Origin of the sequence: Limosilactobacillus reuteri, assembly GCF_020785355.1 — a bacterium.
GTDB lineage: Bacteria > Bacillota > Bacilli > Lactobacillales > Lactobacillaceae > Limosilactobacillus > Limosilactobacillus reuteri_I.
This window is the reverse complement of sequence record NZ_JAJGVH010000061.1, coordinates 95,232-122,223: the sequence shown is the minus strand read 5'-3', so window position 1 is coordinate 122,223 and position 26,992 is coordinate 95,232. Positions and strand designations below refer to the sequence as shown.

Here is a 26,992-nt window from a genome sequence, read left to right as displayed (position 1 = left end):
CCATTGGAAAATGATGAAAAAATAAAACTATTACAGAAGTTAATTCAGATTGATACAGTAAATGGTAATGAAAAGGACGAAGCAAGTTATATTAAAAGGACCTTAGAAGATCATCATATTTCCTGTGAATTAGTTCCTTTTGCACCCAACCGCACCAATTTAATTGCGGAGATTGGGGATGAAAAGGGACCGGTACTCGCTCTTTCTGGACACTTAGATACGGTAGCTGCAGGTGATTTCCAAAAATGGACATATCCACCATTTGCTGGACAATTAGTAGACGGTAAAATCTATGGTCGGGGTGCAGTTGATATGAAGTCCGGGTTGGCAGCCATGGTGGGTGCTTTAATTGAGCTTAAAGAAGCAGGTTTGCCAAAACATGGGAAAGTTCGCTTGATTGCCACTGTTGATGAAGAAGTTGGTGGTCAAGGTTCTCTTGAAATGACTGATAAAGGGTACGTTCATGATGTTGATGCGATGGTAATTGGGGAAGCAACTACTGGCCAAATTGAATATGCTCACTGTGGCTCCTTTGATTATATTGTTGAGTCTTATGGAAAATTGGCTCATAGTTCGCAGCCAGAATTGGGAATTAATGCTGTTACAAATCTAGTGAAATTTATCAATAAAGAATCACGGGCATTTGACGATGCAGCAGTAAGTCCCACCCTAGGAAAATTAATTCATAGTGTGACTGTCTTTCATGGTGGAGAGCAGTTAAATTCAATTCCTGATTACGCATATTTGAAGGGGAATGTTCGCACGATTCCAGAATGTGATAATCGGGAAACAGGAAAAAGACTACAATCAATCATTGATGAGTTAAACAAGGAGACAGGGGTTGAATTAAAACTAAAGATAGTTGCTAGTTTTATGCCAGTGGTTACAAATAAGCAAGATCGCTTCATTGCCCTTGCTCAAACGGCAATTAAAAAGGTTAGCGGCAGGCAACCGAATGTAGTGATTTCTCATGGGGCAACGGATGCATCCCGCTATGTTTTAGACAATCATAACTTTCCAATAATTGAATACGGACCAGGGATTGAAAAGTTATCACACCAAATTGATGAACGTATTGCACTTGATGATTATTTAACGGCTCAGCAAGCTTATGTTGAAATTGCTAAACAATATTTGAATAATACTAAAGACGATGAACAGGCTAGTAGTTAAGCATGACCGTGCAGAGACTCCGGCTGGTGGAAAAGGAGCTTTTATGCTAATGAATCACACCTGGAAGTAAAGATTTTTTGACTGAAAGAAGAATCCGGGAGTTACCCGTTATCACAAAGAGTTTCGTCGCAAATGACTGAACTTAATGAGGCAGTTGCTGTGAGGTAGCTGTGAAAAAAGGTGGCACCACGCATACTAAATACGTCCTTTGAAGATTTATTCTTCAGAGGGCGTTTTTTGATAAAGGAGAAGATACGTATGAAGAAAAAGATAATTAATTTCGGATTAGTTTTAATATTGCTTTTACCTTTAATTGTTTTTGCAAGTGGCTTTAAGATTCAAAATGAGAATTACCGGGCGAACCACACAGATACGTGGGAAAGAATAAAGAAGCGGGGAACATTACTTATTGGGGTTGATGATACCTTTGTTCCGATGGATTTTCGAAAAAAGAACGGTCAATTGGTTGGTTATGATGTTGATTTATCTCGCGCAGTTGCGAAAGTTTTAGGATTAAAAGCTGATTTTCAGTCAATTGATTGGTCAATGAAGGAAACCGAATTAAAAAATGGCACAATTGATTGTATTTGGAACGGTTATACAGCTACTCCATCCCGACAAAAACGAATTGCATTTAGCAGAGTTTATGAGCTATCTGGCCAATCATTGGTGGTGCGAAAAGATAGTAAAATTAAAAATTTCGCGGATATGAAAGGAAAGACGTTGGGTATTCAAGAAAGCTCAACCGCCCAAACAGATTTTGACAAATATCCCCAAGTATTGAAGAAACTAGTTAAAGGACAAAAGCCAATTCTTTATCAAGATAACTCGAGTGCTTTCATGGATCTGCAAGCAGGCCGTACACAAGGAGTACTTGCCGGCACTGTCTATGCCGGCTATTATGCGACCCACATTGCAAATAATAATAATTATAAATTGATTTCAGCATCTGCTTATCCTGCAGATCGGGTTGCGATTGGAATGAGGAAGGGGGACCGGAAGCTTATTAAGAAAATTAACTACGCTCTTGGGGTTCTTCAAAAGGATGGTACCTTACGACGGATTAATAAAAAATGGCTAGGAATTGATAGTAATTATCTGGGACCGGTTGCTGAATTTCAAAAATCCAACAATAATCGTTAATGATTTGCTAAAATTTAATATAACAAGGACTAAGGAGGTTTTTTAATGGGTGCAATCAAATGTAATGATACATTAGCGGTGTCAATTCATCGGATTCGTAATTCAGATTTAAACGAACACGGGACAGTATACGGAGGACGAATTTTGGAATTGATTGATGGTCAAGCCTCGGTAGCAGCAATGCGAGTAGCTCGGACAACAGTTGCAACAGTGTCAATGGATGAGATCCAATTTCTGCGACCATTTGACCTTCAAGATTCAATGTGTATGGAGGCATACGTTACCGGCTTTGGGAAGCGATCAATTGAAGTGTTTACAAAAGTAATTGGTGAGCACTTGATGACCGGTGAACGTTTCCTCGGCTTTTATTGTTTTATGACTTTTGTAATTCTTGATCCTGAAAAACAAACGGCATTTAATAAATTAATTCCAGAAACTGAAGAGCAAAAGACGTTAATGGCAACATATTCTCAACGTGTTAAGCAACGTCAAATTCAACGGCAAAAACAGCAAGAATTTCTGCCTCATATTTCAATTTCCAAGCCGTGGTAAAACTTTAGTAAAAGCTTAAGTAAAAAGCGACAGATAACATTTTATGCGGTATACTAAAAAGCAGAGTATGACATAAAGGAGACATTATTGTGAGCTGGAAAGATACTTATAAGGTTTGGCAAGAACGAACAGATCTTGAATCAGACTTAAAGCAAGAATTAGCTGCAATGAGCGACGATAAAGAAATTGAAGATGCCTTTTACGGTCCACTATCATTCGGAACTGCAGGAATGCGGGGACTGATGGGCCCAGGAATTAACCGGATGAATGTTTACACCGTCCGTCAAGCAACTGAAGGTTTGGCAACTTTAATGGATTCATTGGGTGACGATATTAAAAAACGAGGAGTCGCTATTGGTTACGATTCTCGGCACAACTCCCGTAAATTTGCTCATGATGCTGCTCGTGTATTAGGTGCTCATGGAATTAAGGTTTACATCTATGATAATTTACGCCCAACGCCTGAACTGTCATTTGCAGTTCGTCACATGGGAACTTATGCAGGGATCATGATTACCGCTAGTCATAACCCTAAGGAATACAATGGTTACAAGATTTACGGTGAAGATGGCGGACAGATGCCACCTAAAGAATCTGACATGATGACAGGTTACATCCGTAAGATTGATGATATTTTTGACATTGCTTTAGCTGATGAACAAGAAATGCTTGACAATGGTTTGGAAACAATCATGGGTGAAGATGTTGATGCTGCATACCTCGCTAATGCTAAGGGCGTAACTGTTAATCCCGAATTAGCTAAGGAATACGGTAAAGATATGAAGTTTGTCTTTACCCCATTATGTGGAACTGGCCGAATGCTTGGTGAACGAGCACTGCGTCAAGCTGGCTTTACAAATTATGAAATGGAACCAACTGAAGCACAACCGAATGGTGACTTCCCTGGCTTAGAACATCCTAATCCAGAATTCCCAGAAGCATTTGTTCGTTCCATCGCCCTTGGTAAAAAGGTTGGTGCAGATGTGTTGATCGCCACGGACCCTGATGCTGACCGGCTTGGATGTGCAGTTCGTCAACCAGATGGTGAATATCAATTGCTAACTGGTAATCAAATTGCTTCTATCATGCTTGCCTACATTCTTGAGGCGCATAAACAAGCAGGAACCTTACCAAAGAATGCTGCTGCGGTAAAATCAATTGTTTCTACTAACTTCGCTGCTAAGATTGCAGAAAGCTACGGCGTTGAGATGATCAATGTTTTAACTGGTTTCAAGTGGATTGCTGATCAAATTCATCAATATGAAACTGGCAAAGCTGATCATACCTTTATGTTCGGTTTTGAAGAAAGCTATGGTTACCTTATTAAGCCATTTGTTCGTGACAAGGATGCTATCCAATCCTTAACGTTACTTGCTGAGGTTGCCGCTTATTACCGTAGTCGTAACATGACTCTTTACGATGGCTTACAAGAATTATTTAAGAAGTACGGCTACTTCCGCGAAAAGACAATTGCTAATACTTATGCTGGTGTTGATGGCCCAGCTAAGATTAAGGCTTTAATGAAGAAATTCAGAGAAGAAGCCCCAACTCATTTTGCCGGTCATCAAGTAGTAGTTACTGAAGACTTCGCTAATGGGACTAAAACTACAGCTGATGGCGAAGTAAGTGAATTAGGTATCCCAGAATCAAATGTATTACGTTACATTCTTGATGATGATACTTGGATTGCTATTCGTCCATCGGGAACTGAACCAAAGCTTAAGTTCTACATTGGTACAAGTGCTGATACCTTAGATAAAGCAAATGAAAAATTAGCTGATTTTGAAAAAGCTTTACAAGAGTTTGCTGAATAATAATAACTGAGAGACTGTTGAAAAAACTTTGCTTTTTTCAACAGTCTCTGTTTTTATATCTAATATTGTGGATGTCGATAAGACTAAATTTTCCCTCACCATTCTTGAAATTTCGTCAAAAAATTGTATGATTGTACAAATTAATTATTTTTTGGGAGGAATTCATCATGGGAATGCATGAATATCTGAAAAGTTTAAGTGACCTCGAAATGATTAACCGTGCTCCAGGATATTTTAAATTTGAAGAACACAATGTGGCTGCCCATTCATTTAAAGTAACGCAAGCAGCACAAATGCTTGGTGATATTGAAGAACAAGCCGGAAATGAAATTGATTGGCGTTCTTTATATGAAAAAGCTCTTAATCATGACTATACAGAGCGCTTTATTGGTGACATCAAAACGCCGGTAAAGTATGCTACCCCTGAATTGCGCTCAATGTTGGCGCGGGTTGATAAATCATTAACAGAAAACTTTATTCAATCTGAAATTCCGGCTGAGTTCCGGGCTGCTTATGAACGACGATTTGCGGAAGGGAAAGATGATACTTTAGAAGGTAAAATCCTCGCAGTTGCTGATAAGATTGATCTTATGTATGAATCATTTGGTGAGATTCAAAAAGGTAATCCTGAACCAGTTTATATGGATATTTATAAGTCGAGCTTGACGGCAATTATGGATTTTCGTGATATGGCTAGTGTCCAGTATTTCCTTAAGAAGATTTTGCCAGAATTATTAAAAGATAATGCAGATGGTAATGCGAAAAACCAATTAGCGATTATTACTACCCAAATTATTCAACAATAATTTATACTTTTAGGCTTCCTTTTATCAAATAGTTGATTTTTGCAAACGCTTTCTTATAATAGAAGTAGAAGGTAAAAACTAACAAGGTAAAAGGGAGGCGGCAAGGATGACACCAAGTTTATTTGCAGGAACATTTGCAATTTTAGTATTATGGTTAATCGTTGATATTATCTGGGAATTGAGTCGACCAAGAGACATTGTAATGCGGCGCCTTTGTGCTTGGCTTAATCTTATTGCGATTATCGGTGGTTTTTCCGTATTTTATGGAGTAACTCATTTTGATAATGCTAATCTTGTTCCATGGTTTATTTGTTTGAATTGGATTAATGTTGTTGCCGCGGGCTTACAATTTTACTTTGGTTACTTTCGGCATAGTTAAATGACAAATAAAATATTTTAAGAAGTGAGTGAAAATGGTCTTGTTTGGAGAGATTATTTTCTACTCACTTTTTTACTGTAAATTTATAGACGAATACATGTTTGGGTGATAAACTAATAACAGTAAATAATAAATAGTTAGTGATAAGTGGGATGCGGTAATTTATGAAGTTGCGATTCCACTTTATTTTATTTAACTGCGACGTAAGGGAGGAAATTCTTTTGATTTACCGGCAACCAGATAAAAAATTTGAACTAGTGTCAGAGTACAAGCCAACCGGCGACCAGCCCCAAGCAATTAATCAATTAACAAAGGGGATTGAAGATGGTGAAAAAGCTCAAATCTTATTAGGGGCAACGGGAACAGGAAAAACATTTACGATCTCAAATGTGATTGCTAATGTCAATAAGCCAACTTTGATTCTTTCCCATAATAAGACCTTAGCTGGGCAACTCTATGGTGAAATGAAAAAATTCTTCCCTCATAATGCGGTTGAATATTTTGTTTCCTACTATGACTACTATCAACCGGAAGCATATGTTCCATCAAGCGATACTTATATTGAAAAAGATGCGTCAATTAATGATGAGATTGATAAGCTGCGGCACTCTGCCACCACTTCCTTGCTGGAGCGAAATGATGTAATTGTCGTTGCCTCTGTTTCTAGTATTTTTGGATTAGGGGATCCTCGTGAATACCAAAATAGCGTCCTTTCTTTGCGTGTTGGTCAAGAGATTGAACGTGATCGATTGTTGACTGAACTGGTTAATATTCAATTTGATCGCAATGATATTGATTTTCAACGGGGACGTTTCCGCGTTCGTGGTGATGTAGTTGAAATCTTTCCGGCGTCGCGTGATGAACGGGCATTGCGGATTGAATTCTTCGGGGATGAGATTGATCGGATTCGTGAAGTTGATGCGCTGACAGGCGAAGTGATTGGTGACCGGGACCATGTTTCTATCTTCCCAGCGACTCACTTTATGACTAATGAAGAAGTCATGGATCGGGCATTGCCACAAATTGAAGCTGATATGAAGAAACAGGTAAAGAAGTTTACTGATGAGGGAAAGCTTCTTGAAGCAGAGCGGATTCAGCAACGGACAACTTATGATATTGAAATGATGCGTGAGATGGGCTACACCAATGGAATCGAGAATTATTCGCGTTATATGGATGGTCGAAAGCCCGGTGAACCACCTTATACTTTATTGGATTTCTTCCCTAAAGATTTCTTATTAGTTGTTGATGAATCCCACCAAACTATGCCGCAAGTACGGGGAATGTATAACGGGGACCGAGCGCGGAAACAAATGTTAATTGATTATGGGTTCCGCTTACCAAGTGCTCTTGACAATCGACCATTAAAACTACCAGAATTTGAACAACATGTTAATCAAGTTGTATATATGTCTGCAACTCCAGGCCCATATGAAATGGAACAGACGGACCACGTTGCTCAGCAAATTATTCGACCGACTGGGTTACTTGACCCAACAGTCGAGGTTCGCCCGGTAATGGGACAGATTGACGACCTAGTTGGTGAAATTAACAAACGTATTGAGAAAAATGAACGTGTTTTTGTTACGACCCTGACGAAAAAGATGTCCGAAGACCTTACTGATTACCTAAAGGATATGGGGTTAAAGGTCAAATACCTTCATAGTGATATTAAGACTCTTGAACGGACGCAAATCATTCGTGATCTCCGTCTTGGTAAATTTGATGTTCTTGTTGGAATTAACCTCTTGCGGGAGGGGCTGGATGTTCCAGAAGTATCCTTGGTCGCCATTCTTGATGCCGATAAGGAAGGCTTTTTACGTAATGAACGTTCCCTTATTCAGACGATTGGTCGGGCGGCCCGGAATGAAAACGGGGCAGTAATTATGTATGCTGATACTGTCACTGACTCGATGCAAAAGGCAATGGATGAAACAAAGCGGCGGCGGACGATTCAGATGAAATACAATGAAGAACATCACATTACACCGCACACAATCATCAAGCCAATTCAAGAAGCAATCACTGTTACTAAGAAAGCAACGGATGAAACTGAAACAGATAATAGTGCTGAATTTACTGACAAAGATTTTGCAAAGCTGGATAAAGAGGCCCAAGCAAAGATGCTTGATGAATTAACAGAGCAAATGCGTTCTGCTGCTAAGCGCCTTGACTTTGAACAAGCTGCTACGCTTCGTGATACGATAATGGAATTAAAGACAAAAGCAAAAAAATAGAGGAGGGATTATTTCGTGGCAAATGATAAGATCATAATTCATGGGGCACGGGCTCATAACCTAAAAAATATTGATATTACTATTCCGAAAAACAAGTTAGTTGTTGTAACTGGTCTGTCGGGTTCTGGAAAGAGTTCTTTAGCTTTTGATACATTATACGCAGAGGGACAACGACGCTACGTGGAAAGTTTATCGGCTTATGCGCGGCAATTTTTAGGCCAGATGGATAAGCCAGATGTAGATTCAATTGACGGATTATCTCCGGCAATTTCAATTGACCAAAAAACAACATCCCATAATCCGCGTTCAACGGTCGGAACCGTGACTGAAATTAACGATTTTCTCCGCTTGCTATGGGCACGGGTTGGTACACCAATTTGTCCGAACGATAATATTCCAATTACTAGTCAGTCACCAGAACAAATGGTGGATCGGGTACTAGAATTGCCTGAACGGACACGCCTGCAAATTCTTTCGCCGGTTGTTCGTGATAAAAAGGGAACACAAAAGAAAGTTTTTGAGACAATTAAGCGTGAAGGATTTGTCCGGGTTCAAGTAGACGGCGAAACTTATGACCTTGATTCAGTCCCTGAACTAGATAAAAATAAAAAACATACAGTTAATGTTGTGATTGATCGAATCATCATCAAAGAGGGAATTAGGTCGCGGCTATTTGACTCCTTTGAATCAGCTCTCCGCTTAAGTGATGGTTATGCAATTGCTGATGTGATTGGGGGAGACCCAATTCCATTTTCTGAACAATATGCCTGTCCCATTTGTGGCTTTACAGTTGGTGAATTAGAGCCACGGCTATTCTCCTTTAATGCTCCTACTGGTGCTTGCCCAGAATGTGAAGGGTTAGGATTGAAGCTCGAAGTAGATATTGATTTAGTAGTTCCTGACCAAACAAAGACCTTAAAAGAAGGCGCAATTGTTCCCTGGAATCCAATCTCATCGCAATACTATCCCCAAATGTTAGAACAATTCTGCAAGTCGGTTGGCATTGATATGGATACGCCGTTCAATAAGTTGTCTAAAAAGCAGCAACAACAGATTTTGTACGGTAATGGTGAAACACCATTCCACTTCCATTATGAGAATGACTTTGGAGGCATTCGGGATGTCGATGTGCCATTTGAAGGTGTTATCAATAATATTAGCCGACGCTACCGGGAGACTAACTCAGATTTTACAAGAGAACAAATGAGAAAATATATGACTGAGCTCCCGTGTCCGGTTTGTCATGGTTATCGGCTAAACCAGCGGGCTTTAGCAGTAAAGATTGATGGGCAAAATATCGGTGAAGTTTCCGCTTTATCAATTAGTGATTCCCTTGAATTCTTCAAGAACATCAAACTTTCTGCACAAAAAAATGAAATTGCTAAGCCGATTTTAAAAGAAATCATTGATCGATTAACCTTTATGAAAAATGTTGGTGTTGAATACCTAACTTTAAGTCGTTCAGCCCGAACTCTTTCAGGGGGAGAAGCTCAGCGGATTCGGTTAGCAACCCAAATTGGTTCTAATTTATCAGGAGTAATGTATGTTCTTGATGAGCCGTCAATTGGACTTCATCAACGTGATAATGACCGTTTGATTGAATCGTTAAAGGCCATGCGCGATCTCGGCAATACGCTGATTGTCGTAGAACATGATGAAGATACAATGCGCGCGGCCGATTACATTGTCGATATTGGCCCTGGAGCTGGTGAAAATGGAGGCCAAGTGATGGCTGCTGGAACTCCTAAGCAGGTTATGCGATCGCGGAAGTCGTTAACTGGCCAATACTTATCAGGAAAGAAATTTATTCCGGTTCCCCAAGAGCGGAGAGTAGGTAACGGTAAGAAAATTACTATTACAGGAGCTGCGGAAAATAACTTAAAGGATATTACAGTTGATTTTCCGCTTGGTGAGTTCATTTGCGTAACGGGGGTTTCTGGTTCAGGAAAGTCAACCCTTGTTAATATGATCCTCAAAAGGGTCTTGGCACAGAAACTGAATAACAATTCAGCAAAACCTGGTAAGTACAAGTCGATTAGTGGAGTTGAAAATATTGAGAAAGTTATCAATATTGATCAATCGCCAATTGGTCGTACTCCACGAAGCAACCCTGCAACTTATACGGGAGTCTTTGATGACATCCGTGAATTATTTGCTCAAACCAATCAAGCTAAAATGCGTGGTTATACTAAGGGGCGTTTTAGCTTTAACGTTAAGGGTGGGCGCTGTGAAGCCTGCCGCGGGGACGGAATTATTAAAATTGAGATGAACTTCTTGCCAGATGTTTATGTGCCATGTGAAGTTTGTCATGGAACACGTTATAATTCTGAAACGCTTGAAGTGGAATACAAGGGCAAGAATATTGCTGAGGTTCTTAATATGACTGTTTCGGAAGCCCTGGACTTCTTTAGCGCAATCCCTAAAATTAAACGTAAATTGCAAACCATTGAAGATGTTGGGCTGGGTTATGTTCACCTTGGCCAACCAGCAACTACTCTTTCAGGTGGGGAAGCTCAACGAATGAAATTAGCAGCTGAACTTCACCGTCAGTCTCACGGTAAGAGCTTCTATATTTTAGATGAGCCAACTACTGGGTTGCACATGGATGATATCAAACGTTTATTAGCTGTTCTGCAGCGGTTAGTCGATGCGGGAAATACTGTTTTAGTAATTGAGCATGATTTAGATGTTGTAAAATCAGCGGACTGGTTAATTGACCTTGGCCCTGAAGGAGGAGCTGGTGGAGGTAATGTTGTCGCCACCGGAACGCCAGAGCAAGTAGCGGAAGTAAAGGGAAGCTACACTGGTAAATATTTAAAAGAGATGCTCGAACGTGATCAAAAGTGGGCAGAAGAACGAGAAGCTAAGCAAAAAAAGTAGTTGCAATCTAATTCTTCTAATGGTATTCTAATAAAAATCAAAGTACACGAAACGAGGGAAAAGAAATGTTATTTTTTAATAATCAAAATCAACAGTTTTCTTCCTCCTCAGCCTCTAACTCTATTAAGGCTGAGTGATTTTGGTGTACCCAATCAATAGGTTTATACAGACTCGGGTTCTCTATTAATCATTTGGCGTGACCAAATTGCATTAATAGGTGATATCCCGGGTTTTTATTTTGCCTAATATTAAGAATGGAGGAATGATGATGAATCAACAGCCAACAGATGAATTAAAAAGGTCGCTTGGATTCTGGTCCGCTATTTCGATTGTTATTGGGACAATTATTGGATCGGGAATATTCTTTAAACAAGGATCTGTTCTTGATAGTGCTGGTACATCTACTCTTGCAATTGCAGCCTGGGTATTTGGAGGAATTATTACTTTAACTGGTGGATTAACAGTGGCGGAAATTGGTGCCCAAATGCCATATACCGGGGGACTATATGTCTATATTGAAAACTTGTATGGCCGCCTTTTAGGATTTTTAGCCGGGTGGATGCAAGTAATTGTTTATGGGCCAGCGATTATTGCTTCGGTTGCTGGATTTATGAGTATTTTAATGGCAAACTTCTTTGGTTTAGGAACCCAGTGGCGGATACCTTTAGCAGTGATTACAGTGATTGCCATTGGAGTAATGAATCTTTTTGAAAATAAAGTTGGGGCAATTTTTTCGATTATCACGACTGCTGGAAAAATGATTCCAATTGCGGCAATTATTATCTTTGGTTTGTTCTGGGGGCATCAAGATGCTTTTGGTCAAACAGTTACCGAAATTCACCAATCAACTGGTGGTTTTGGGGTGGCAGTTTTAGCAACCTTATTTGGCTATGATGGTTGGATTTTAATCGCAAACCTTGGGGGAGAAATGAAAAATCCCCAAAAATTATTGCCACGAGCTATTATTTTAGGGATTACTGCTGTTCTTATTATTTATACTTTAATTACTGTCGGGATTCTTAAGTTCCTTCCAGTTAACACTATTCATCGGCTAGGCGAAAATGCAACTGCATACTTAGCAGTAAAAGCCTTTGGAGCAATTGGAGGAAAACTGCTGTCAGCCGGAATTATTATTTCGATGATGGGGACTTTAAACGGGAAAATGATTACTTTTCCCCGGATTGTATACGCAATGGCGCGTCGTCATGATTTGCCATTCTCACGCTATCTCGCATATATCACGCCAAAGGGTAAGTCACCAGTAGTCGCAACGATGTTTATTATCATTCTTGCAACGATTATGATGTTCTTCTTTGACCCTGATCACTTATCAGATTTGTGTGTGTTTACTGTTTATTGTTTCTATCTTTTAGCATTCTTTGGGATCTTCATTTTAAGACATAAGAATAAGGGACCGCGCCCATTCAGTACACCGCTTTACCCCTTAGTGCCAATTATTGCGATTGCTGGTGGGATCTTTGTCCTCGTAAGTGAAGTTATGAATGATCCAGCTGGTGTAATTCTTTTTATTGGAATCGTCATCGTAGGATTACCAATCTTATATATTGTTAAACGAATGGATCAACGACGGATGCATTAATATTTAAGGCTAAGCTTGACTTGGCCTTTTTTGTTGCTTAAATAAGACACACCCGGCTTGATGTGATAGAATAGTTGGGTAGCTGTATGCGAAAAGAGGAACTAGTGATGGTAGATAAAAAATTAAAAGTAGTAATTATTACAGGGATGAGTGGTGCGGGGAAAACCGTTGCCGTTCATAGCTTAGAAGATTTAGGATATTTCGTAATTGATAACATGCTTCCTAGATTGGCAGAACGTTTTGTTGATGTGATAGAAGATTCGGGAGAGTTTGATAAAATTGCCATGGTAATGGATATGCGTTCACGCGGATTTTACGATGAGGTTTTACCAAACTTTGAAAAACTGAAAAAGCGGGCTGATTTAGATGTAAAACTACTCTTCTTAGATGCTAATGACGTCACGTTAATTTCACGTTATAAGGAAACAAGACGTTCTCATCCCTTATCTCCACAAGGTCGGATACTTGATGGGGTAGAATTAGAACGGAAGCTTTCAACAGATCTTAAGAGTCAAGCAGATATAGTAATTGACACCACTAATGTGACACCACGAAATCTAAAGTTAAGGCTTAATAAATTATTCGGACATGGTGAAGGTAATGACTTTTATGTTGAAGTAATGTCGTTTGGGTTTAAATATGGGTTGCCACTTGATGCGGATATCGTAATGGATGTTCGTTTCCTTCCTAATCCATTCTATATTCCAGAATTAAAGCACTTAACGGGAAATGATCCAGCTGTTCAAAATTATGTTATGCAGAGTCCGCTGGCTAAGGAATTTTACCAGCATTTACGGTCGCTCTTAGAGATTGCTCTTCCGGGTTACATTAAGGAGGGAAAGAGCAGTCTGACAATTGCAATTGGGTGTACGGGTGGTCAACATCGGTCAGTAACTATTGCTAATAAATTATCCGCTGATTTAAAAGAAAAAGGATATAAAGTAAATACTTACCATCGCGATATTGAGAAGGCAAAGTAAAGAGGAGTTTTAATTATGTTGCATAAACCAAAGATTGTAGTAATTGGTGGGGGGACTGGTCTACCGGTTGTCCTTCGCGGGTTGCGAGATCAAAACGTTGATGTTACGGCAGTTGTAACAGTAGCTGATGATGGTGGTTCTTCAGGAATTTTACGAAACTATATTAATGTGGTTCCACCTGGTGATATTAGAAATGTTTTAGTGGCATTATCAGAATTACCGGATCTCGAACTTGATATTTTCCAATACCGATTTAGGAGCAGTGATCAGTTCTTTGCTGGTCATGCGATTGGTAATTTAATTATCTCTGCTTTGTCTGAAATGAAGGGTGGTATTTTTACCGCTGTTCAAGAGTTGTCAGAAATGATGAAGATTAATGGACATATTTATCCTGTTGCCAATGAGCCGTTGACCTTAAATGCTGAATTTACAGATGGGACAAAGTTAAGTGGTGAATCGGAAATTACAGCTGCTCATAAGCAAATTAAACGAGTCTGGGTAACACCTTCTAAAGATAATGACGGTCATCCCGCTCGTCCTGTATCCGAGGTCATAACAGCAATAAAGAATGCAGATCAAATTGTTCTTGGTCCTGGAAGCTTATTTACTAGCATTTTGCCAAACTTGATGATTTCTGAAGTAGGGCAAGCCGTTTGCGAAAGTAAGGCTGAAGTTGTCTATATTTGCAATATTATGACGCAAAAGGGTGAAACGGATAACTTTACCGATGCTGATCATGTGCGGGTATTAAATCATCACCTTGGGAAGAATTTTATCAATACAGTCTTAGTCAATATTCAACCGGTTCCCGAAAATTACCTTGATTTTCAAGAATGGAATGAAATTTCTCAACCAGTTAAGCATGATTTCCAAGGGCTACGAGCACAGCATTGTCGCGTAATTAGTTCGAATTTTCTGCGGCTAAAAGACAATGGTGCTTTCCATGATCGCGATAAAGTTGTAGCAGAATTAATGAATCGAATTCACCAGGTTCACGAGTAGTTAGGAGACTGATGCTAGATGTCATATGCAAGCGAAGTAAAGAAGGAATTAACGGGAATTACTGTTCATCGGGATAATGCAAAAGCAGAATTGATGGCCCTTATTCGGATGAACGGGTCGATTGGCATTGCTGACCGCCAGTTGGTACTGAACGTTCAGACCGAAAACCCAGCAATTGCACGGCGAATCTATTCACTATTAAAACAATTTTACGGGGTAGAAAGTGAAATCGTGGTTCGTCGTAAAATGAAATTAAAAAAGAATAACCAATATATAGTTCGCTTACGCTATCACGCACAACATGTCTTAGATGATCTTGGTATTTTACAAAATTATCAAATTAAAGAACAAGTACCCGTAGAATTGCTTAAGGATGAATGGATGGTCCGTTCGTATCTAAGAGGTGCCTTTTTAGCGGGGGGATCAGTAAATAATCCTGAAACTTCTCGCTACCACTTGGAGATATACTCCCTTTATGAGGAACATAATGAGATTATTGCTCAGATGATGAATAAGTTTGGTCTAAATGCCCAGACAACTGCACGCCGTAGTGGCTTTATCGTTTACTTAAAAGAAGCCGAAAAAATTGCTAATTTTATGTCATTAATTGGAGCAACTAACTCAATGCTTCAATTTGAGAATATTCGAATTGTGCGAGATATGCGGAATTCAGTTAACCGATTAGTAAATTGTGAAAATGCTAACCTGAATAAGATTGCGAATGCGTCAACGCGCCAAATTGAAAATATTGAATTCATTGATTCGCGAGTAGGGCTTAGCAGCTTACCTGATAAATTGCGTGAAATTGCAGAAACACGCCTAGCCCATCAAGAAGTTAGTCTAAAGGAATTAGGGGAATTAGTTCCTGGTGGTCCGATTTCCAAGTCTGGTGTTAATCATCGCTTACGTAAATTAAATGCTTATGCTGATGAGTTGCGTGCATCACAGGTTAAACAATAACTTTGCGGGTGACCTCCTTGGACTAAGAATAGAACGGTGCTTAGATTATTGTTCGTGAAAACAGTTAAGGCAGGGAGAAAAACAAGCTTTCTCCCTGCCTTAATTTACTTTCTTTAAGTGAAATTTATTTATTGTTTATACTTTCGCTAATTAGCGCTAATTCGGCTGCTGCACATTCTTGATCTAATTCATTCCAGTTGGCGGTAACGTTAAAAACGTTTAATTTATTTACTGACATTATAACATCCTCCTTGACCTTATACCTTTGTTCTCTTTCGTCTACATCTTGTATCATACTACAATTGGTCTAAAAGTCAACTATTGTAATAGTAACATTTACATAAGATTTTTTAAAATTGGTATAGTTCAATTGTTGGAATTACTAATGTAATAGCAAAGATAATCGTTTATCAAAGTTAGATAAATTGTTAAATTTTGGAAATGACATTCACGGGATAGTTGTTTTGAATTAAGGGAGACTTGCTTTTTAAAACAATGACCGGTATAATTGGAACGTTAATTAATTTACGTTTAATATTAAAGGAGGCAAAGTAACATGCGTAAAGCACACCCATACGGCGTACAAGGCCGTCGCCCAATCGCTTCAAAGTACAAGCGAGCATTAAAAGAAAAGAAGATCGAAGCTATTCGTAAGTGGGCTAAGGAAAAGCCAGCTGAAGAAAAGTAATTCAGTCTATAAAAGCTATGCAATCCAGTGCATAGCTTTTATTTTTTAATAAAAAGAAAAAACTAAAGCATTAATTAATAAGATGACTCTTTTAAAAATAACGTTTTAATGTTTTATACACTAATGCTATATTTTGTATGTTAAAATATAGGTAAGCGCTTACAGAAAGCGTCATTTATAAAAGAGGTGAATAGTATGTTTGAGTTTTTAAAACCAGCTCCAGTGGCGAAGAAAAAGGTTCCTGCTGATAAGGTTGAAAGTTCGTATCGTTGGCATCAGTTAGGAGTATTGCTTGCAATTTGTATCGGTTATATTGGCTATTATATTATTCGTTTAATTTTCACAACCGAACAAAATGAAATTATGAAGCAGTATGGTTTTACCACGGCTGATATCGGAATGGTGCTTTCGTGTTTTGGGATTGGTTATGGGATTTCAAAATTATTTATGGGAGCATTAAGTGATAAAAGTAATACTAACCGTTATTTAGCAACCGGATTGGTTATTTCTGCACTGCTTAACTTCGGCTTAGGCTCTACTCGTAGCCTATATATGATGATGTTTCTAATGTTAATTATGTCGATTGCTCAAGGGATGGGAGCAGCGGCATGTCAACGTTCTGTTCAATTATGGTGGGGAAAGAAACACCGGGGAGCAATTTACTCGATTTGGTCTTCCGCACATAATGCTGGAGCCTTTGCTTGTGTTGCCGTTGTACAATTAGCAACGTTCATGTTTTCTGGTTCTATTTCTGCTGTCTTTTATACATCATCAGTGGTTTCATTGATTATTGCGGCCTTTGTATTATTAGTTGGTGCTGATCGACCTGTTAGTGTTGGGTTGCCAAGTATTTCTGAATATACTGGGGATGAAGTTGTTTTAGAAAACGGAACTGAGTCTGATTCAGAAGAGACGAGTCTGACTTTACCACAAATTTTTGTTAAATATATTTTGACGAATAAAGTTGTGTGGGCCATTACTCTAACATCAATGTCCTTGTACTTAGTTCGCTACGGGATAATGAGTTGGATTCCAAGCTATCTTGTAGAATCCAAAGGCTTTACGACTAATTTTGCAAAATGGTTAGTGGGTATTTTTGAACTTGCGGCGGTTCCTGGAGTAATTATTATGGGAGCAATTTCCGATGCATTAAAGGGACGTCGAGCTATTGTTTGTATTTTATGTGTAATTGGTTTATTTATTTGTTTGACAACGTATTTCTTTAGTACCAGTCACATTTTGATCGTAAGTGTTCTTTTTATTATGGGAACTTTAATTTACGCCCCATTAACATTGGTTGGATTAATGGTTAATGAAGCAGTTCCTAAATTTGCGGTAGGTTCATCAACTGGATTTATGGGCTTTTTCCAATACATTTTTGGTGAAACGTTAGCAACTGCTTTAATTGGTATTTTGGTAGCTAAATATGGCTGGCTTGCAAGTAATATGGTTTTATATACTGCTTCAGCGTTAGCATTTATCTTATTAGTTTATATTTTTATTGCTGAGCGTCGTGCTGAAAAGATTGCCGATTCCGACAAAAAGAATTAAATTTTCACTAAAACAAGGCCTTGAAGAATTTTTAGCCTTGTTTTTTTGATTTAATTTATGATAGTCAAAAATATTTTGCAAAAAAATGTTAAATAATAGTTAAAACATTTGACCTTTTTTGACCAATCGAGTATAGTATTATTATCCGTTAGCATATAAGACTAACGAGTGCTAATTTATTAAGGAGGCCATATCATGAATTTAGTACCTACTGTCATTGAGCAATCATCTCGTGGTGAACGTGCTTATGACATCTACTCACGGCTTCTGAAGGACCGTATTATTATGCTCTCTGGTCCAATTGAAGACGAAATGGCAAATTCAATTGTTGCGCAACTTTTATTCCTTGATGCGCAAGATTCAACTAAAGATATTTACTTATACATTAATTCACCTGGTGGGGTTGTTACCTCAGGAATGGCAATTTATGACACTATGAACTTTATCAAGGCTGATGTTCAAACTATTGTAATCGGAATGGCTGCTTCTATGGCCAGTGTATTAGTATCATCTGGTGCTAAGGGTAAGCGTTTTGGATTACCACACTCACAAGTTTTGATTCACCAACCATCTGGTGGAGCTCAAGGTCAACAGACTGAAATCGAAATTGCTGCTACTGAAATTTTGAAAACACGGAAGATGCTTAACGGTATCCTTGCTAAGAATTCTGGTCAACCTATCGAAAAGATCCAGGCTGATACTGAACGTGATCATTACTTGACAGCACAAGAAGCAGTAGATTACGGCTTACTTGATGGTGTAATGGAAAATAATTCAAAATTAAAGTAAAGTGATAAATAAAAAGATCTCCAATTATTCGATCTATTTCGAATGATGGAGATCTTTTTTTGAATTATCAAAAAGGTGAATGGAAATTAACATCTTTGTGGCAATGAGATTTCATTAGAAATGAAAAAAGGCTGTTGAAAAATTTCAACAGCCGCATAAACAATGCGCCCCCCGAGAGTCGAACTCGGATCTCGAGAACCGGAATCTCACGTGCGATCCATTACACTAAGGGCGCGTCAACAAATATTATATTATCTTAAACAAAAAGGAATTGCAAGCATTATTTGAAAATTTTAATTAAAATAACGCTTACATCAGAAAAATGTTGTGATTGAATAGACAATTTTTTTGAAGATGGTATCATAAGTATCGTAGGAGTTGTATTATTGCTTAGACCTTACCACTGCGTCACTTACAATGGTTGAGAGTTGCGATGCTGATGTAATGTGATAAACTAAGCAAGTACACTAATTATGTTTTTTCCTAAAGGAGGAATTTGCAGTATGACTGTAAAAATTGGTATTAACGGTTTTGGCCGTATTGGTCGTTTAGCATTTCGTCGGATTCACGAACTTAACACAAATGATATTGAAGTTGTTGCAATCAACGATTTGACTACTCCTTCTATGTTGGCTTACTTACTTAAGTATGACTCAACTCATGGTAAGTTCCCAGGTGAAGTTACATCTACTGATACTGGTATTGTTGTTGATGGTAAGGAATACCCTGTATACGCTGAACGCGATGCTCGTAACATTCCTTGGGTAAAGAACGATGGTGTTGACTTTGTTCTTGAATGTACTGGTTTCTACACTTCTGCTGAAAAGTCACAAGCACACATTGACGCTGGTGCAAAGCGTGTATTGATTTCAGCACCTGCTGGTAACATCCCAACTGTTGTTCCTGGTGTTAACCTTGATACTTTGACTAAGGATGACATTATCGTATCAGCTGGTTCATGTACTACTAGCTGCTTGGCACCAATGGCTAAGGTCTTAAATGACGAATTTGGTGTTAAGGTTGGTACTATGACTACTATCCACGCATTTACTTCTACTCAAGCTATCCTTGATGGCCCTCGTGGTAAGAAGATGCGTAACAACCGTACTGCAAGTGTAAACACTATTCCTCACTCAAGTGGTGCTGCTAAGGCTATTGGTTTAGTTATTCCTGAATTAAACGGTAAGCTTTCAGGTCACGCACAACGTGTTGGTGTTGTTGATGGTTCATTAACTGAACTTGTTTCAATCTTGGACAAGAAGGTTACTGTTGACCAAATCAACGATGCTATGAAGAAGGCTACTAACCCAGCATTCGGTTACACTGAAGATGAAATTGTTTCAACTGATATTATCGGTTCAACATACGGTTCAGTATTCGATCCTTCCCAAACTGAAATTATGGAAGGTGACGATGGTTCACAATTAGTTAAGACTGTTGCTTGGTACGACAACGAATACGGTTTCACTAGCAACATGATTCGGACTTTACTTCACTTTGCTACTCTTTAATTTGAAGTAAAATTAAACTAATTTGATTAAGGTGGGAGGAGGACTACTCCGCCCGCCTTTTTTTATCAAGAGAAGAGGAGACATAATACAATGGCTAAATTAACTGTTGAAGACCTTCCTTTAGAAGGCAAGAAAGTATTAATGCGTGTTGACTTTAATGTTCCAATTAAAGACGGTGTTGTTGGTGACGACAATCGAATTGTTGCGGCTTTACCAACAATTAAATATGTTATTGACCATGGTGGTCGGGCAATCTTATTCTCACACCTTGGCCGAATTAAAAAAGAAGAAGACAAGCCTGGACTTTCACTTCGTCCAGTTGCAGAACGTCTTTCTAACTTACTAAACAAGCCAGTAACATTTGTTCCAGTTACTGAAGGTAAGCAATTAGAAGATGCTATCGATAACATGAAGAATGGTGATGTTTTACTTGTTCAAAACACCCGTTACGAAGATGTTAAGGATGGCGAATATGTAAAGCGTGAATCTGGTAATGATCCTGAATTAGGTAAGTACTGGGCTTCTCTTGGTGATGTATTTGTAAATGATGCTTTTGGTACAGCTCACCGTAAGCATGCTTCTAATGTCGGTATTGCTACTAACATGCCAGGCAAAGCAGCAGCTGGTTACTTGATGGAAAAGGAAATCAAGTTCTTAGGTGACGCAGTAGATAATCCTGAACGTCCATTTGTTGCCATCCTTGGTGGTGCAAAGGTTTCTGATAAGATTGGTGTTATTGATAACCTTCTTGACAAAGCAGACAAGATTATTATCGGTGGTGGAATGGCTTATACATTCTACGCTGCTAAGGGAATCAAGGTTGGTAACTCACTTGTTGAAAAAGACAAGATTGACGTTGCTAAGCAAATCTTAGATAAAGCTGGCGACAAGCTTGTATTGCCAATTGATAATGTAGTAGCTGATAAGTTCAACAATGATGCTGATACAAAGGTTGTTGAAGGTGATATTGACGACGGTTGGATGGCTCTTGATATTGGTCCTAAGTCTGTTGAAGAGTTCAAGAACGTATTAAAAGATGCCAAGACTGTTGTTTGGAATGGACCAATGGGTGTATTTGAAATGCCAAACTTTGCTAAGGGTACCCTTGAAATTGGTAAATTCCTTGGTACATTAACAGATGCTACAACAATTGTTGGTGGTGGAGACTCAACTGCTGCTGTTAAGGAATTGGGTGTTGCTGATAAGCTTACTCACATTTCAACTGGTGGTGGTGCATCATTAACTTATCTTGAAGGTAACGAATTGCCTGGAATTGCCGCAATTTCTGACAAATAGTTAATGTTTAACTACTATTTATAAATCTTATGTAAGAGGCTGAGAAAACTTTTGCTTTTCTCAGCCTCTTACCGTATCTTGGTATTAACAATAAAATAGTAGATAGGAGGGTCAAATAATGAGAGTACCGATTATTGCTGGTAATTGGAAAATGCATAAGGATGTACAAGAAGCTGTCTCTTTTATCGAAAAGGTAAAAAATCAGCTTCCGCCTGCCGACCAACTTGAAACAGCAATTGCTGCTCCTACTCTTTGTTTAGTACCAATGGTTAAAGCGGCTGAAGAATCCCCGTTAAAAATAATGGCAGAAAACTGCTACTATAAGGATGAGGGAGCCTATACTGGTGAAACAAGTCCATATGCTTTATACCAAGCAGGAATCCATCATGTGATTTTAGGTCATTCTGAACGCCGAACTTACTTTAATGAAACTGATGAATTAATTAATAAAAAAGTGAAGGCAGCATTAGTAAATGGGTTATGTCCGATTGTTTGTTGTGATGATACCATGCGTCGACGAGTTGCTGGAAAGAAAGTTCATTGGGTGGTGAGCCGAATTCTCGCTGACCTTCATGGATTGACCAATGACGAAATTTGTCATGTTACGGTTGCTTATGAACCAAGTTGGGCGATTGGAACAGGCGAGAGTGCTGATCCAGAACAAGCGGCAGAAGGTTGTTACCTTATTCGCCAGACGATTAGTGATATGTATGGCGATGAAGTTGCAAATAACGTTCGAATTCTCTATGGAGGAAGTGTGACAACTTCTAATATTAATGCACTAATGGCAAAAAATGATATTGATGGTGTTTTAGTCGGAGCGGCGAGCTTAAATCCAGAAACATTTTTACAATTAGTTCACCATTAAGCGGTTAAATGCTTGTTTTTAATTGTGTAAAATAATACAATGTTAAGTGGAATTGCTTTCCAAATAAATGACAGAGGAGAGATTCATCAAATGTCACTCATTACAGATATTTATGCACGTGAAGTCCTTGATTCACGTGGTAACCCAACAGTTGAAGCAGAAGTTTACACAGAAGCCGGTGGTGTAGGCCGCGGTATCGTTCCTTCAGGTGCTTCAACTGGTGAACACGAAGCTGTTGAATTACGTGACGGCGACAAGAACCGTTTTGGCGGCAAGGGTGTTTTAAAGGCTGTTTCAAACGTAAACAACATTATTGCTAAGGAAATCGTAGGGATGGAAGTTACTGACCAAATCGCTATCGATAAGGCAATGATTAAGTTAGACGGTACTCCAAACAAGGGTAAGTTAGGTGCTAACGCTATTTTAGCTGTTTCATTAGCTGCTGCTCGGGCTGCTGCTGACGAATTACAAGTACCTCTTTACAACTACCTTGGTGGTTTCAACGCTCATGTATTGCCAACACCAATGATGAACGTTATTAACGGTGGTGCTCACTCAGATAACAAGGTTGACTTCCAAGAATTCATGATTATGCCAGTTGGTGCACCAACTGTACGTGAAGCTATTCGTTGGGGTTCAGAAACTTTCCACGCCTTGAAGAAGGAATTGGAAGCTGCTGGTAAAGTAACCTCTGTTGGTGACGAAGGTGGATTTGCTCCTGACTTTGCTAACAACGAAGAACCATTCGAATACTTAATCAAGGCTATTGAAGATGCTGGTTACAAGCCAGGTAAGGACATTGCCATTGCCTTTGACGTTGCTGCTTCAGAATTATGGAACGACGAAGACAAGAAGTACAAGCTTCGTTGGTCAACTGGTGAAGAATACACCACTGAAGAATGGATTAACTACTTATCCGGTATTATTGAAAAGTACCCAGTAGTATCTGTTGAAGACCCAATTGACGAAAACAACTGGGATGACTGGGTAACTATTACTGATAAGTTAGGCAAGAAGGTTCAACTTGTTGGTGATGACTTCTTTGTAACTAACACTGATTACTTGAAGAAGGGTATCCAAATGGGTGCTGCTAACTCAATCTTAATCAAGCTTAACCAAATTGGTACTTTAACTGAAACTGTTGAAGCTATCGAAATGGCTAAGGAAGCTGGTTACACTGCCATCGTTTCACACCGTTCTGGTGAAACTGAAGACACTACTATCGCTGACTTGGTTGTTGCTACAAACGCTGGACAAATCAAGACTGGTTCTATGAGCCGGACTGACCGTCTTGCTAAGTACAACCAATTAATGCGGATTGAAGATCAACTTGGTGATGTTGCTCAATACAAGGGTATTCACTCATTCTACAACTTGAGTCAACAAGCTCGTCAAGACATCGAAAATCGTTAATTTTAAGCATTAGTTAAAAAGCAAAAAAGAGGCTGGAAAATAATCCAACCTCTTTTTTATTTTAAAGTGTAAATTGCCAAAACGCAGAATCCCTGTCTATCCTTGCGGGAATAGGACTAAAAACTTGCAAGCGAGCTTAGTCCCATTCCCTTTTTAGTTACAAATTATTTAATTAAGCTTAAAAACGATTACATCATTTATATTAAAAAATAATGAGAAAGAAGCGTTGGAATTTAGTATGAAATATAATATAATCTTTAAGAGTTAAATACAATGAAAGGATACTGATACAAATGAAAAAATCGGCACCAGAACTTAATCGTTCGATGACTGCTGGTCAGATGGAAATGATTTCCCTTGGTGGAGCGATTGGTGTTGGACTGTTTATGGGATCAACATCTACAATCAAGTGGACCGGGCCATCTGTTATCCTCGCATATGCGTTTGTTGGCTTAATTTTATATATTGTTATGAGAGCATTAGGAGAGATGATTTACATTAATCCTGGAACAGGTTCTTTTGCAGATTATGCAACTGAATATGTTCATCCAGTAGCTGGATATCTTGCTAAATGGGCTAACGTGTTTGAATATATTGTTGTCGGAATGTCCGAAGTAGTAGCTGCGACTGAATATCTTAAATATTGGTGGCCTCACCTTCATACTTGGGTAGCCGGAGTTGTTATTATTATTTTCCTGGTCCTCGCTAATTTAGCAAGTGCAAAGGCATATGGATCCCTTGAATTTTGGTTTGCGATGATCAAAGTTATTACTATTATCTTTATGATCTTACTTGGATTTATGATTATCTTCTTTGGATTTGGTAATGGCGGTCATCCAACTGGTTTCAGCAATCTTTGGTCTCATGGTGGATTCTTCACTGGTGGTTGGAGTGGTTTCTTCTTCTCAATGTCAATTATTGTTGGATCTTATGAAGGAATTGAATTGCTAGGAATTTCTGCCGGTGAAGTAGCAAATCCGCAAAAAGCAATTGTCAAATCTGTTAAGTCTGTTTTATTCCGGATTTTGATTTTCTACGTTGGCGCAATTTTTGTAATTGTAACAATTTATCCTTGGAATGAATTAAGCAGTGTTGGATCACCATTTGTATCTACTTTTGCTAAGGTCGGAATTACAGCCGCAGCCTCAATTATTAACTTTGTGGTTTTAACCGCTGCATTATCAGGTGCTAATTCAGGTATTTATAGTTCAAGTCGGATGCTGTTTAAGTTATCGCATGAAGGGGATGCTCCTAAGATTTTTGGTCGTCTTTCAAAACGGATCGTTCCCGATGCTGCTATCCTTGGTATTTCCGGTGGTATTTTGATTGGCTTTATTATTGATATGATTTCGGCAACTTATAACCACTCAACTGCTGATATGTTCGTGGTTGTCTTCAGTTCTTCTGTTTTACCTGGAATGATTCCATGGTTTGTAATTTTACTAGCAGAATTACGGTTCCGTCGTAATAATAAAGACTTAATGGTTGATCACCCATTTAAATTACCACTATATCCATTTTCGAATTACTTTGCATTTATCATGTTGATTGTGATTGTCATCTTTATGTTTATTAATCCTGACACACGGGTTTCGGTTATTGTTGGTGCTGCAGTATTGATTTTAGCAGTCGCTGTATACCTTGTTCGGCATGGTTTTAAAAATGAGAAAGCATAAGATAAATAAGAAGCTAGGAAAAATCCCTGGCTTCTATTTTATTTTTAAATTAATTTCGTCTCACTAAGCTCATGTAGTACAATGGCATGTAGACTTTTAATAAATTGGAGAAAAACAATGGAGAGTAGAAAAGAGGCATTTCATCGCTATAATCAGTTCAATCAACTAATTCGGGCGATCATTATTGGAATATTGACTGGTTTAGTAGTTAGTGCATTTAGACTCATAATTCAACACTTTTTACAATTAGTAACAGCAAGTTTTGCATATTTTCATTCTCATCCATTATGGCTAATACCATGGACAATTGGATCAATTATTTTAGCATTATTATTAGGATGGTTAGCTCAATCCTATCCTGATATAAAAGGGTCGGGGATTCCACAGGTTGAGGGACAGTTGACTAACCAATTTGATGAAAAATGGTGGCCAGTGTTATGGCGAAAATTTCTCGGCGGAATTTTCGCCATTGGATCTGGATTATATCTCGGACGTGAAGGACCATCAATTCAACTTGGGGCAACAATTGGGCAAGGAGTAGAGGAAAAGGCCAAAGTAGGGCACCTTAATCGCCAAATAGGGATCGCAAGTGGAGCAGCAGCAGGATTATCTGCAGCCTTCAATGCGCCAATCGCTGCGACTATCTTTATTTTGGAAGAAGTGTATCATAATTTTTCACCGGTAATTTGGTTGGCAACATTTGTGAGTTCGCTTTGTTCTAATATGGTTTCGATGCAGTTTTTTGGCTTACGACCGGTTTTGAATGTTCCTTATAATCATATGCTTCCTAATAATCTTTATTGGCATTTGATCGCGCTTGGTATTTTATTAGGTATCTTAGGGCGTCTTTACCAAATTGTTATTTTGCATTTGAATGGTTGGACGGCACGGATTCCTAAACTATCTCCTATTGCTTATCCAATTATTCCGTTTTTATTGGTTATTCCTATTGCCTGGTACTTTCCAATCACACTGGGCGGAGGAAATGAATTAATTATTATTTTGCGTTCCTTACCATTTTCTTTAGCGCTTTTTGTGGGGCTTTTTGTCCTTCGCTTTGTATTTTCAATGATTAGTTATGGTTCGCAATTACCAGGTGGAATATTCTTGCCAATTTTAACTCTTGGTGCTATTTTAGGCGCGGTTTATTGTGCGTTAATGGTTCGCTTGGGATTAATGCCAGTTCGATATTTGCCTAATTTTATTATCTATGGAATGGCAGGTTACTTTGCATGTATTAGCAAGGCGCCGTTTACTGCTATTTTATTAATTACTGAAATGGTTGGTTCACTTGCGCATTTAATGCCATTAGCCTTAGTAGCCGTGGTAGCTTATCTTGTTGTAGATGCGTTACATGGTGAACCAGTATATACAGCGATGTTTAATGCTTTTATTGGCAACAATCCACAACCAGCACGCCATAAAGAGGATGTTACAATGTCGATTACCATTTATGCTGGAGCACAGTTGGATGGTTGTAAAATAAAAGATTTTCCATGGCCAACTGATTGTATTGTGATGGTTATTTATCGGGGAGAAGAAAAAATTATTCCGAATGGCCAAACAAAGCTGCAAGCGGGCGATACATTAATTTTACGTGCTAATTCAGCGACTACTAGACAAGCTTACCATGAGATAAGTCGAGCCGCGCATTATGCACAAGGATAGCAATAG

The 26,992-nt window shown here is 38.7% G+C and carries 21 protein-coding genes and 1 tRNA gene; 21 read left to right on the top strand and 1 reads right to left on the bottom strand.

The genetic code is table 11. The features are described 5' to 3' along the window. Positions 1-3: 3 nt before the first annotated feature. From LMB56_RS02620 to clpP, 15 genes are all read left to right on the top strand, one after another. Positions 4-1,173, top strand: a complete 1,170-nt coding sequence (locus LMB56_RS02620; RefSeq protein ID WP_229283639.1) for an ArgE/DapE family deacylase — start codon at positions 4-6, stop codon at positions 1,171-1,173. A 258-nt stretch (positions 1,174-1,431) separates the two neighbouring features. Next, complete coding sequence (locus LMB56_RS02615; RefSeq protein ID WP_229283640.1) at positions 1,432-2,316, top strand: amino acid ABC transporter substrate-binding protein; 885 nt, start codon at positions 1,432-1,434, stop codon at positions 2,314-2,316. Between the two features lie 45 nt (positions 2,317-2,361). Next, positions 2,362-2,868 (top strand): acyl-CoA thioesterase, encoded by a 507-nt coding sequence (locus tag LMB56_RS02610; protein ID WP_003670450.1) that lies wholly within the window; start codon positions 2,362-2,364, stop codon positions 2,866-2,868. 89 nt (positions 2,869-2,957) lie between these two features. Continuing rightward, the gene (locus tag LMB56_RS02605) at positions 2,958-4,682 is read left to right on the top strand and encodes a phospho-sugar mutase (protein WP_229283641.1); all 1,725 of its coding nucleotides are present in this window, start codon (positions 2,958-2,960) and stop codon (positions 4,680-4,682) included. 167 nt (positions 4,683-4,849) lie between these two features. Continuing rightward, entirely contained in the window at positions 4,850-5,488 is a 639-nt protein-coding gene (locus tag LMB56_RS02600) for a YfbR-like 5'-deoxynucleotidase (RefSeq protein ID WP_003666416.1), read from the top strand. 106 nt (positions 5,489-5,594) lie between these two features. Beyond that, the gene (locus LMB56_RS02595; RefSeq protein ID WP_003666419.1) at positions 5,595-5,867 is read left to right on the top strand and encodes a hypothetical protein; all 273 of its coding nucleotides are present in this window, start codon (positions 5,595-5,597) and stop codon (positions 5,865-5,867) included. A 221-nt stretch (positions 5,868-6,088) separates the two neighbouring features. After that, positions 6,089-8,104, top strand: a complete 2,016-nt coding sequence (gene uvrB / locus LMB56_RS02590; RefSeq protein WP_035155089.1) for an excinuclease ABC subunit UvrB — start codon at positions 6,089-6,091, stop codon at positions 8,102-8,104. Between the two features lie 15 nt (positions 8,105-8,119). Continuing rightward, positions 8,120-10,984 (top strand): excinuclease ABC subunit UvrA, encoded by a 2,865-nt coding sequence (uvrA, locus tag LMB56_RS02585; protein ID WP_229283642.1) that lies wholly within the window; start codon positions 8,120-8,122, stop codon positions 10,982-10,984. A 268-nt stretch (positions 10,985-11,252) separates the two neighbouring features. Then, positions 11,253-12,584, top strand: a complete 1,332-nt coding sequence (locus LMB56_RS02580; RefSeq protein WP_012390508.1) for an APC family permease — start codon at positions 11,253-11,255, stop codon at positions 12,582-12,584. A 107-nt stretch (positions 12,585-12,691) separates the two neighbouring features. Continuing rightward, a complete protein-coding gene (gene rapZ / locus LMB56_RS02575) occupies positions 12,692-13,564 on the top strand; it encodes an RNase adapter RapZ (protein WP_301281785.1) in 873 nt (290 codons plus the stop codon). A 15-nt stretch (positions 13,565-13,579) separates the two neighbouring features. Beyond that, positions 13,580-14,566: a gluconeogenesis factor YvcK family protein gene (locus LMB56_RS02570; RefSeq protein ID WP_003667464.1), complete on the top strand. Its 987-nt coding sequence runs from the start codon at positions 13,580-13,582 to the stop codon at positions 14,564-14,566. An 18-nt stretch (positions 14,567-14,584) separates the two neighbouring features. After that, positions 14,585-15,526, top strand: a complete 942-nt coding sequence (gene whiA / locus LMB56_RS02565) for a DNA-binding protein WhiA (RefSeq protein ID WP_229283643.1) — start codon at positions 14,585-14,587, stop codon at positions 15,524-15,526. A gap of 556 nt (positions 15,527-16,082) precedes the next feature. Next, positions 16,083-16,214: a hypothetical protein gene (locus LMB56_RS10380; RefSeq protein ID WP_003666430.1), complete on the top strand. Its 132-nt coding sequence runs from the start codon at positions 16,083-16,085 to the stop codon at positions 16,212-16,214. 195 nt (positions 16,215-16,409) lie between these two features. Continuing rightward, positions 16,410-17,765: an MFS transporter gene (locus LMB56_RS02560; protein ID WP_153702705.1), complete on the top strand. Its 1,356-nt coding sequence runs from the start codon at positions 16,410-16,412 to the stop codon at positions 17,763-17,765. A 195-nt stretch (positions 17,766-17,960) separates the two neighbouring features. After that, on the top strand, positions 17,961-18,554 hold the full coding sequence (gene clpP / locus LMB56_RS02555) for an ATP-dependent Clp endopeptidase proteolytic subunit ClpP (protein ID WP_003666435.1): 594 nt from the start codon (positions 17,961-17,963) through the stop codon (positions 18,552-18,554). 163 nt (positions 18,555-18,717) lie between these two features. On the opposite strand, the gene LMB56_RS02550 is transcribed toward clpP, so the two are convergent. Then, a tRNA-Arg gene (locus LMB56_RS02550) sits at positions 18,718-18,789 on the bottom strand. 268 nt (positions 18,790-19,057) lie between these two features. Between LMB56_RS02550 and gap the strand changes: the two genes are divergently transcribed. The 6 genes from gap to LMB56_RS02520 all read left to right on the top strand — a co-directional run bounded on the left by gap (position 19,058) and on the right by LMB56_RS02520 (position 26,986). Next, complete coding sequence (gene gap / locus LMB56_RS02545; RefSeq protein ID WP_003666436.1) at positions 19,058-20,065, top strand: type I glyceraldehyde-3-phosphate dehydrogenase; 1,008 nt, start codon at positions 19,058-19,060, stop codon at positions 20,063-20,065. 90 nt (positions 20,066-20,155) lie between these two features. Next, positions 20,156-21,361, top strand: a complete 1,206-nt coding sequence (locus LMB56_RS02540; protein ID WP_003666439.1) for a phosphoglycerate kinase — start codon at positions 20,156-20,158, stop codon at positions 21,359-21,361. Between the two features lie 118 nt (positions 21,362-21,479). Continuing rightward, complete coding sequence (tpiA, locus tag LMB56_RS02535) at positions 21,480-22,229, top strand: triose-phosphate isomerase (protein ID WP_153702704.1); 750 nt, start codon at positions 21,480-21,482, stop codon at positions 22,227-22,229. Positions 22,230-22,319: 90 nt separating this feature from the next. Then, entirely contained in the window at positions 22,320-23,642 is a 1,323-nt protein-coding gene (gene eno, locus LMB56_RS02530; protein WP_003666443.1) for a phosphopyruvate hydratase, read from the top strand. A 293-nt stretch (positions 23,643-23,935) separates the two neighbouring features. After that, positions 23,936-25,318 carry an amino acid permease gene (locus tag LMB56_RS02525; protein WP_153702703.1) on the top strand — a complete coding sequence of 461 codons (1,383 nt, stop codon included), beginning with the start codon at positions 23,936-23,938 and terminating at the stop codon, positions 25,316-25,318. A gap of 117 nt (positions 25,319-25,435) precedes the next feature. Further along, positions 25,436-26,986: a ClC family H(+)/Cl(-) exchange transporter gene (locus LMB56_RS02520; RefSeq protein ID WP_229283644.1), complete on the top strand. Its 1,551-nt coding sequence runs from the start codon at positions 25,436-25,438 to the stop codon at positions 26,984-26,986. The last annotated feature ends 6 nt before the right edge of the window (positions 26,987-26,992 follow it).

Bases quoted from the DNA above. Each gene is read 5' to 3' on its own strand.
- LMB56_RS02615 (WP_229283640.1), top strand. From the start codon at position 1,432: ATGAAGAAAAAGATAATTAATTTCGGATTAGTTTTAATATTGCTTTTA.
- LMB56_RS02610 (WP_003670450.1), top strand. From the start codon at position 2,362: ATGGGTGCAATCAAATGTAATGATACATTAGCGGTGTCAATTCATCGG.
- LMB56_RS02600 (WP_003666416.1), top strand. From the start codon at position 4,850: ATGGGAATGCATGAATATCTGAAAAGTTTAAGTGACCTCGAAATGATT.
- LMB56_RS02595 (WP_003666419.1), top strand. From the start codon at position 5,595: ATGACACCAAGTTTATTTGCAGGAACATTTGCAATTTTAGTATTATGG.
- LMB56_RS02580 (WP_012390508.1), top strand. From the start codon at position 11,253: ATGAATCAACAGCCAACAGATGAATTAAAAAGGTCGCTTGGATTCTGG.
- rapZ (WP_301281785.1), top strand. From the start codon at position 12,692: ATGGTAGATAAAAAATTAAAAGTAGTAATTATTACAGGGATGAGTGGT.
- LMB56_RS02570 (WP_003667464.1), top strand. From the start codon at position 13,580: ATGTTGCATAAACCAAAGATTGTAGTAATTGGTGGGGGGACTGGTCTA.
- whiA (WP_229283643.1), top strand. From the start codon at position 14,585: ATGTCATATGCAAGCGAAGTAAAGAAGGAATTAACGGGAATTACTGTT.
- LMB56_RS10380 (WP_003666430.1), top strand. From the start codon at position 16,083: ATGCGTAAAGCACACCCATACGGCGTACAAGGCCGTCGCCCAATCGCT.
- LMB56_RS02560 (WP_153702705.1), top strand. From the start codon at position 16,410: ATGTTTGAGTTTTTAAAACCAGCTCCAGTGGCGAAGAAAAAGGTTCCT.
- clpP (WP_003666435.1), top strand. From the start codon at position 17,961: ATGAATTTAGTACCTACTGTCATTGAGCAATCATCTCGTGGTGAACGT.
- gap (WP_003666436.1), top strand. From the start codon at position 19,058: ATGACTGTAAAAATTGGTATTAACGGTTTTGGCCGTATTGGTCGTTTA.
- LMB56_RS02540 (WP_003666439.1), top strand. From the start codon at position 20,156: ATGGCTAAATTAACTGTTGAAGACCTTCCTTTAGAAGGCAAGAAAGTA.
- tpiA (WP_153702704.1), top strand. From the start codon at position 21,480: ATGAGAGTACCGATTATTGCTGGTAATTGGAAAATGCATAAGGATGTA.
- eno (WP_003666443.1), top strand. From the start codon at position 22,320: ATGTCACTCATTACAGATATTTATGCACGTGAAGTCCTTGATTCACGT.
- LMB56_RS02525 (WP_153702703.1), top strand. From the start codon at position 23,936: ATGAAAAAATCGGCACCAGAACTTAATCGTTCGATGACTGCTGGTCAG.
- LMB56_RS02520 (WP_229283644.1), top strand. From the start codon at position 25,436: ATGGAGAGTAGAAAAGAGGCATTTCATCGCTATAATCAGTTCAATCAA.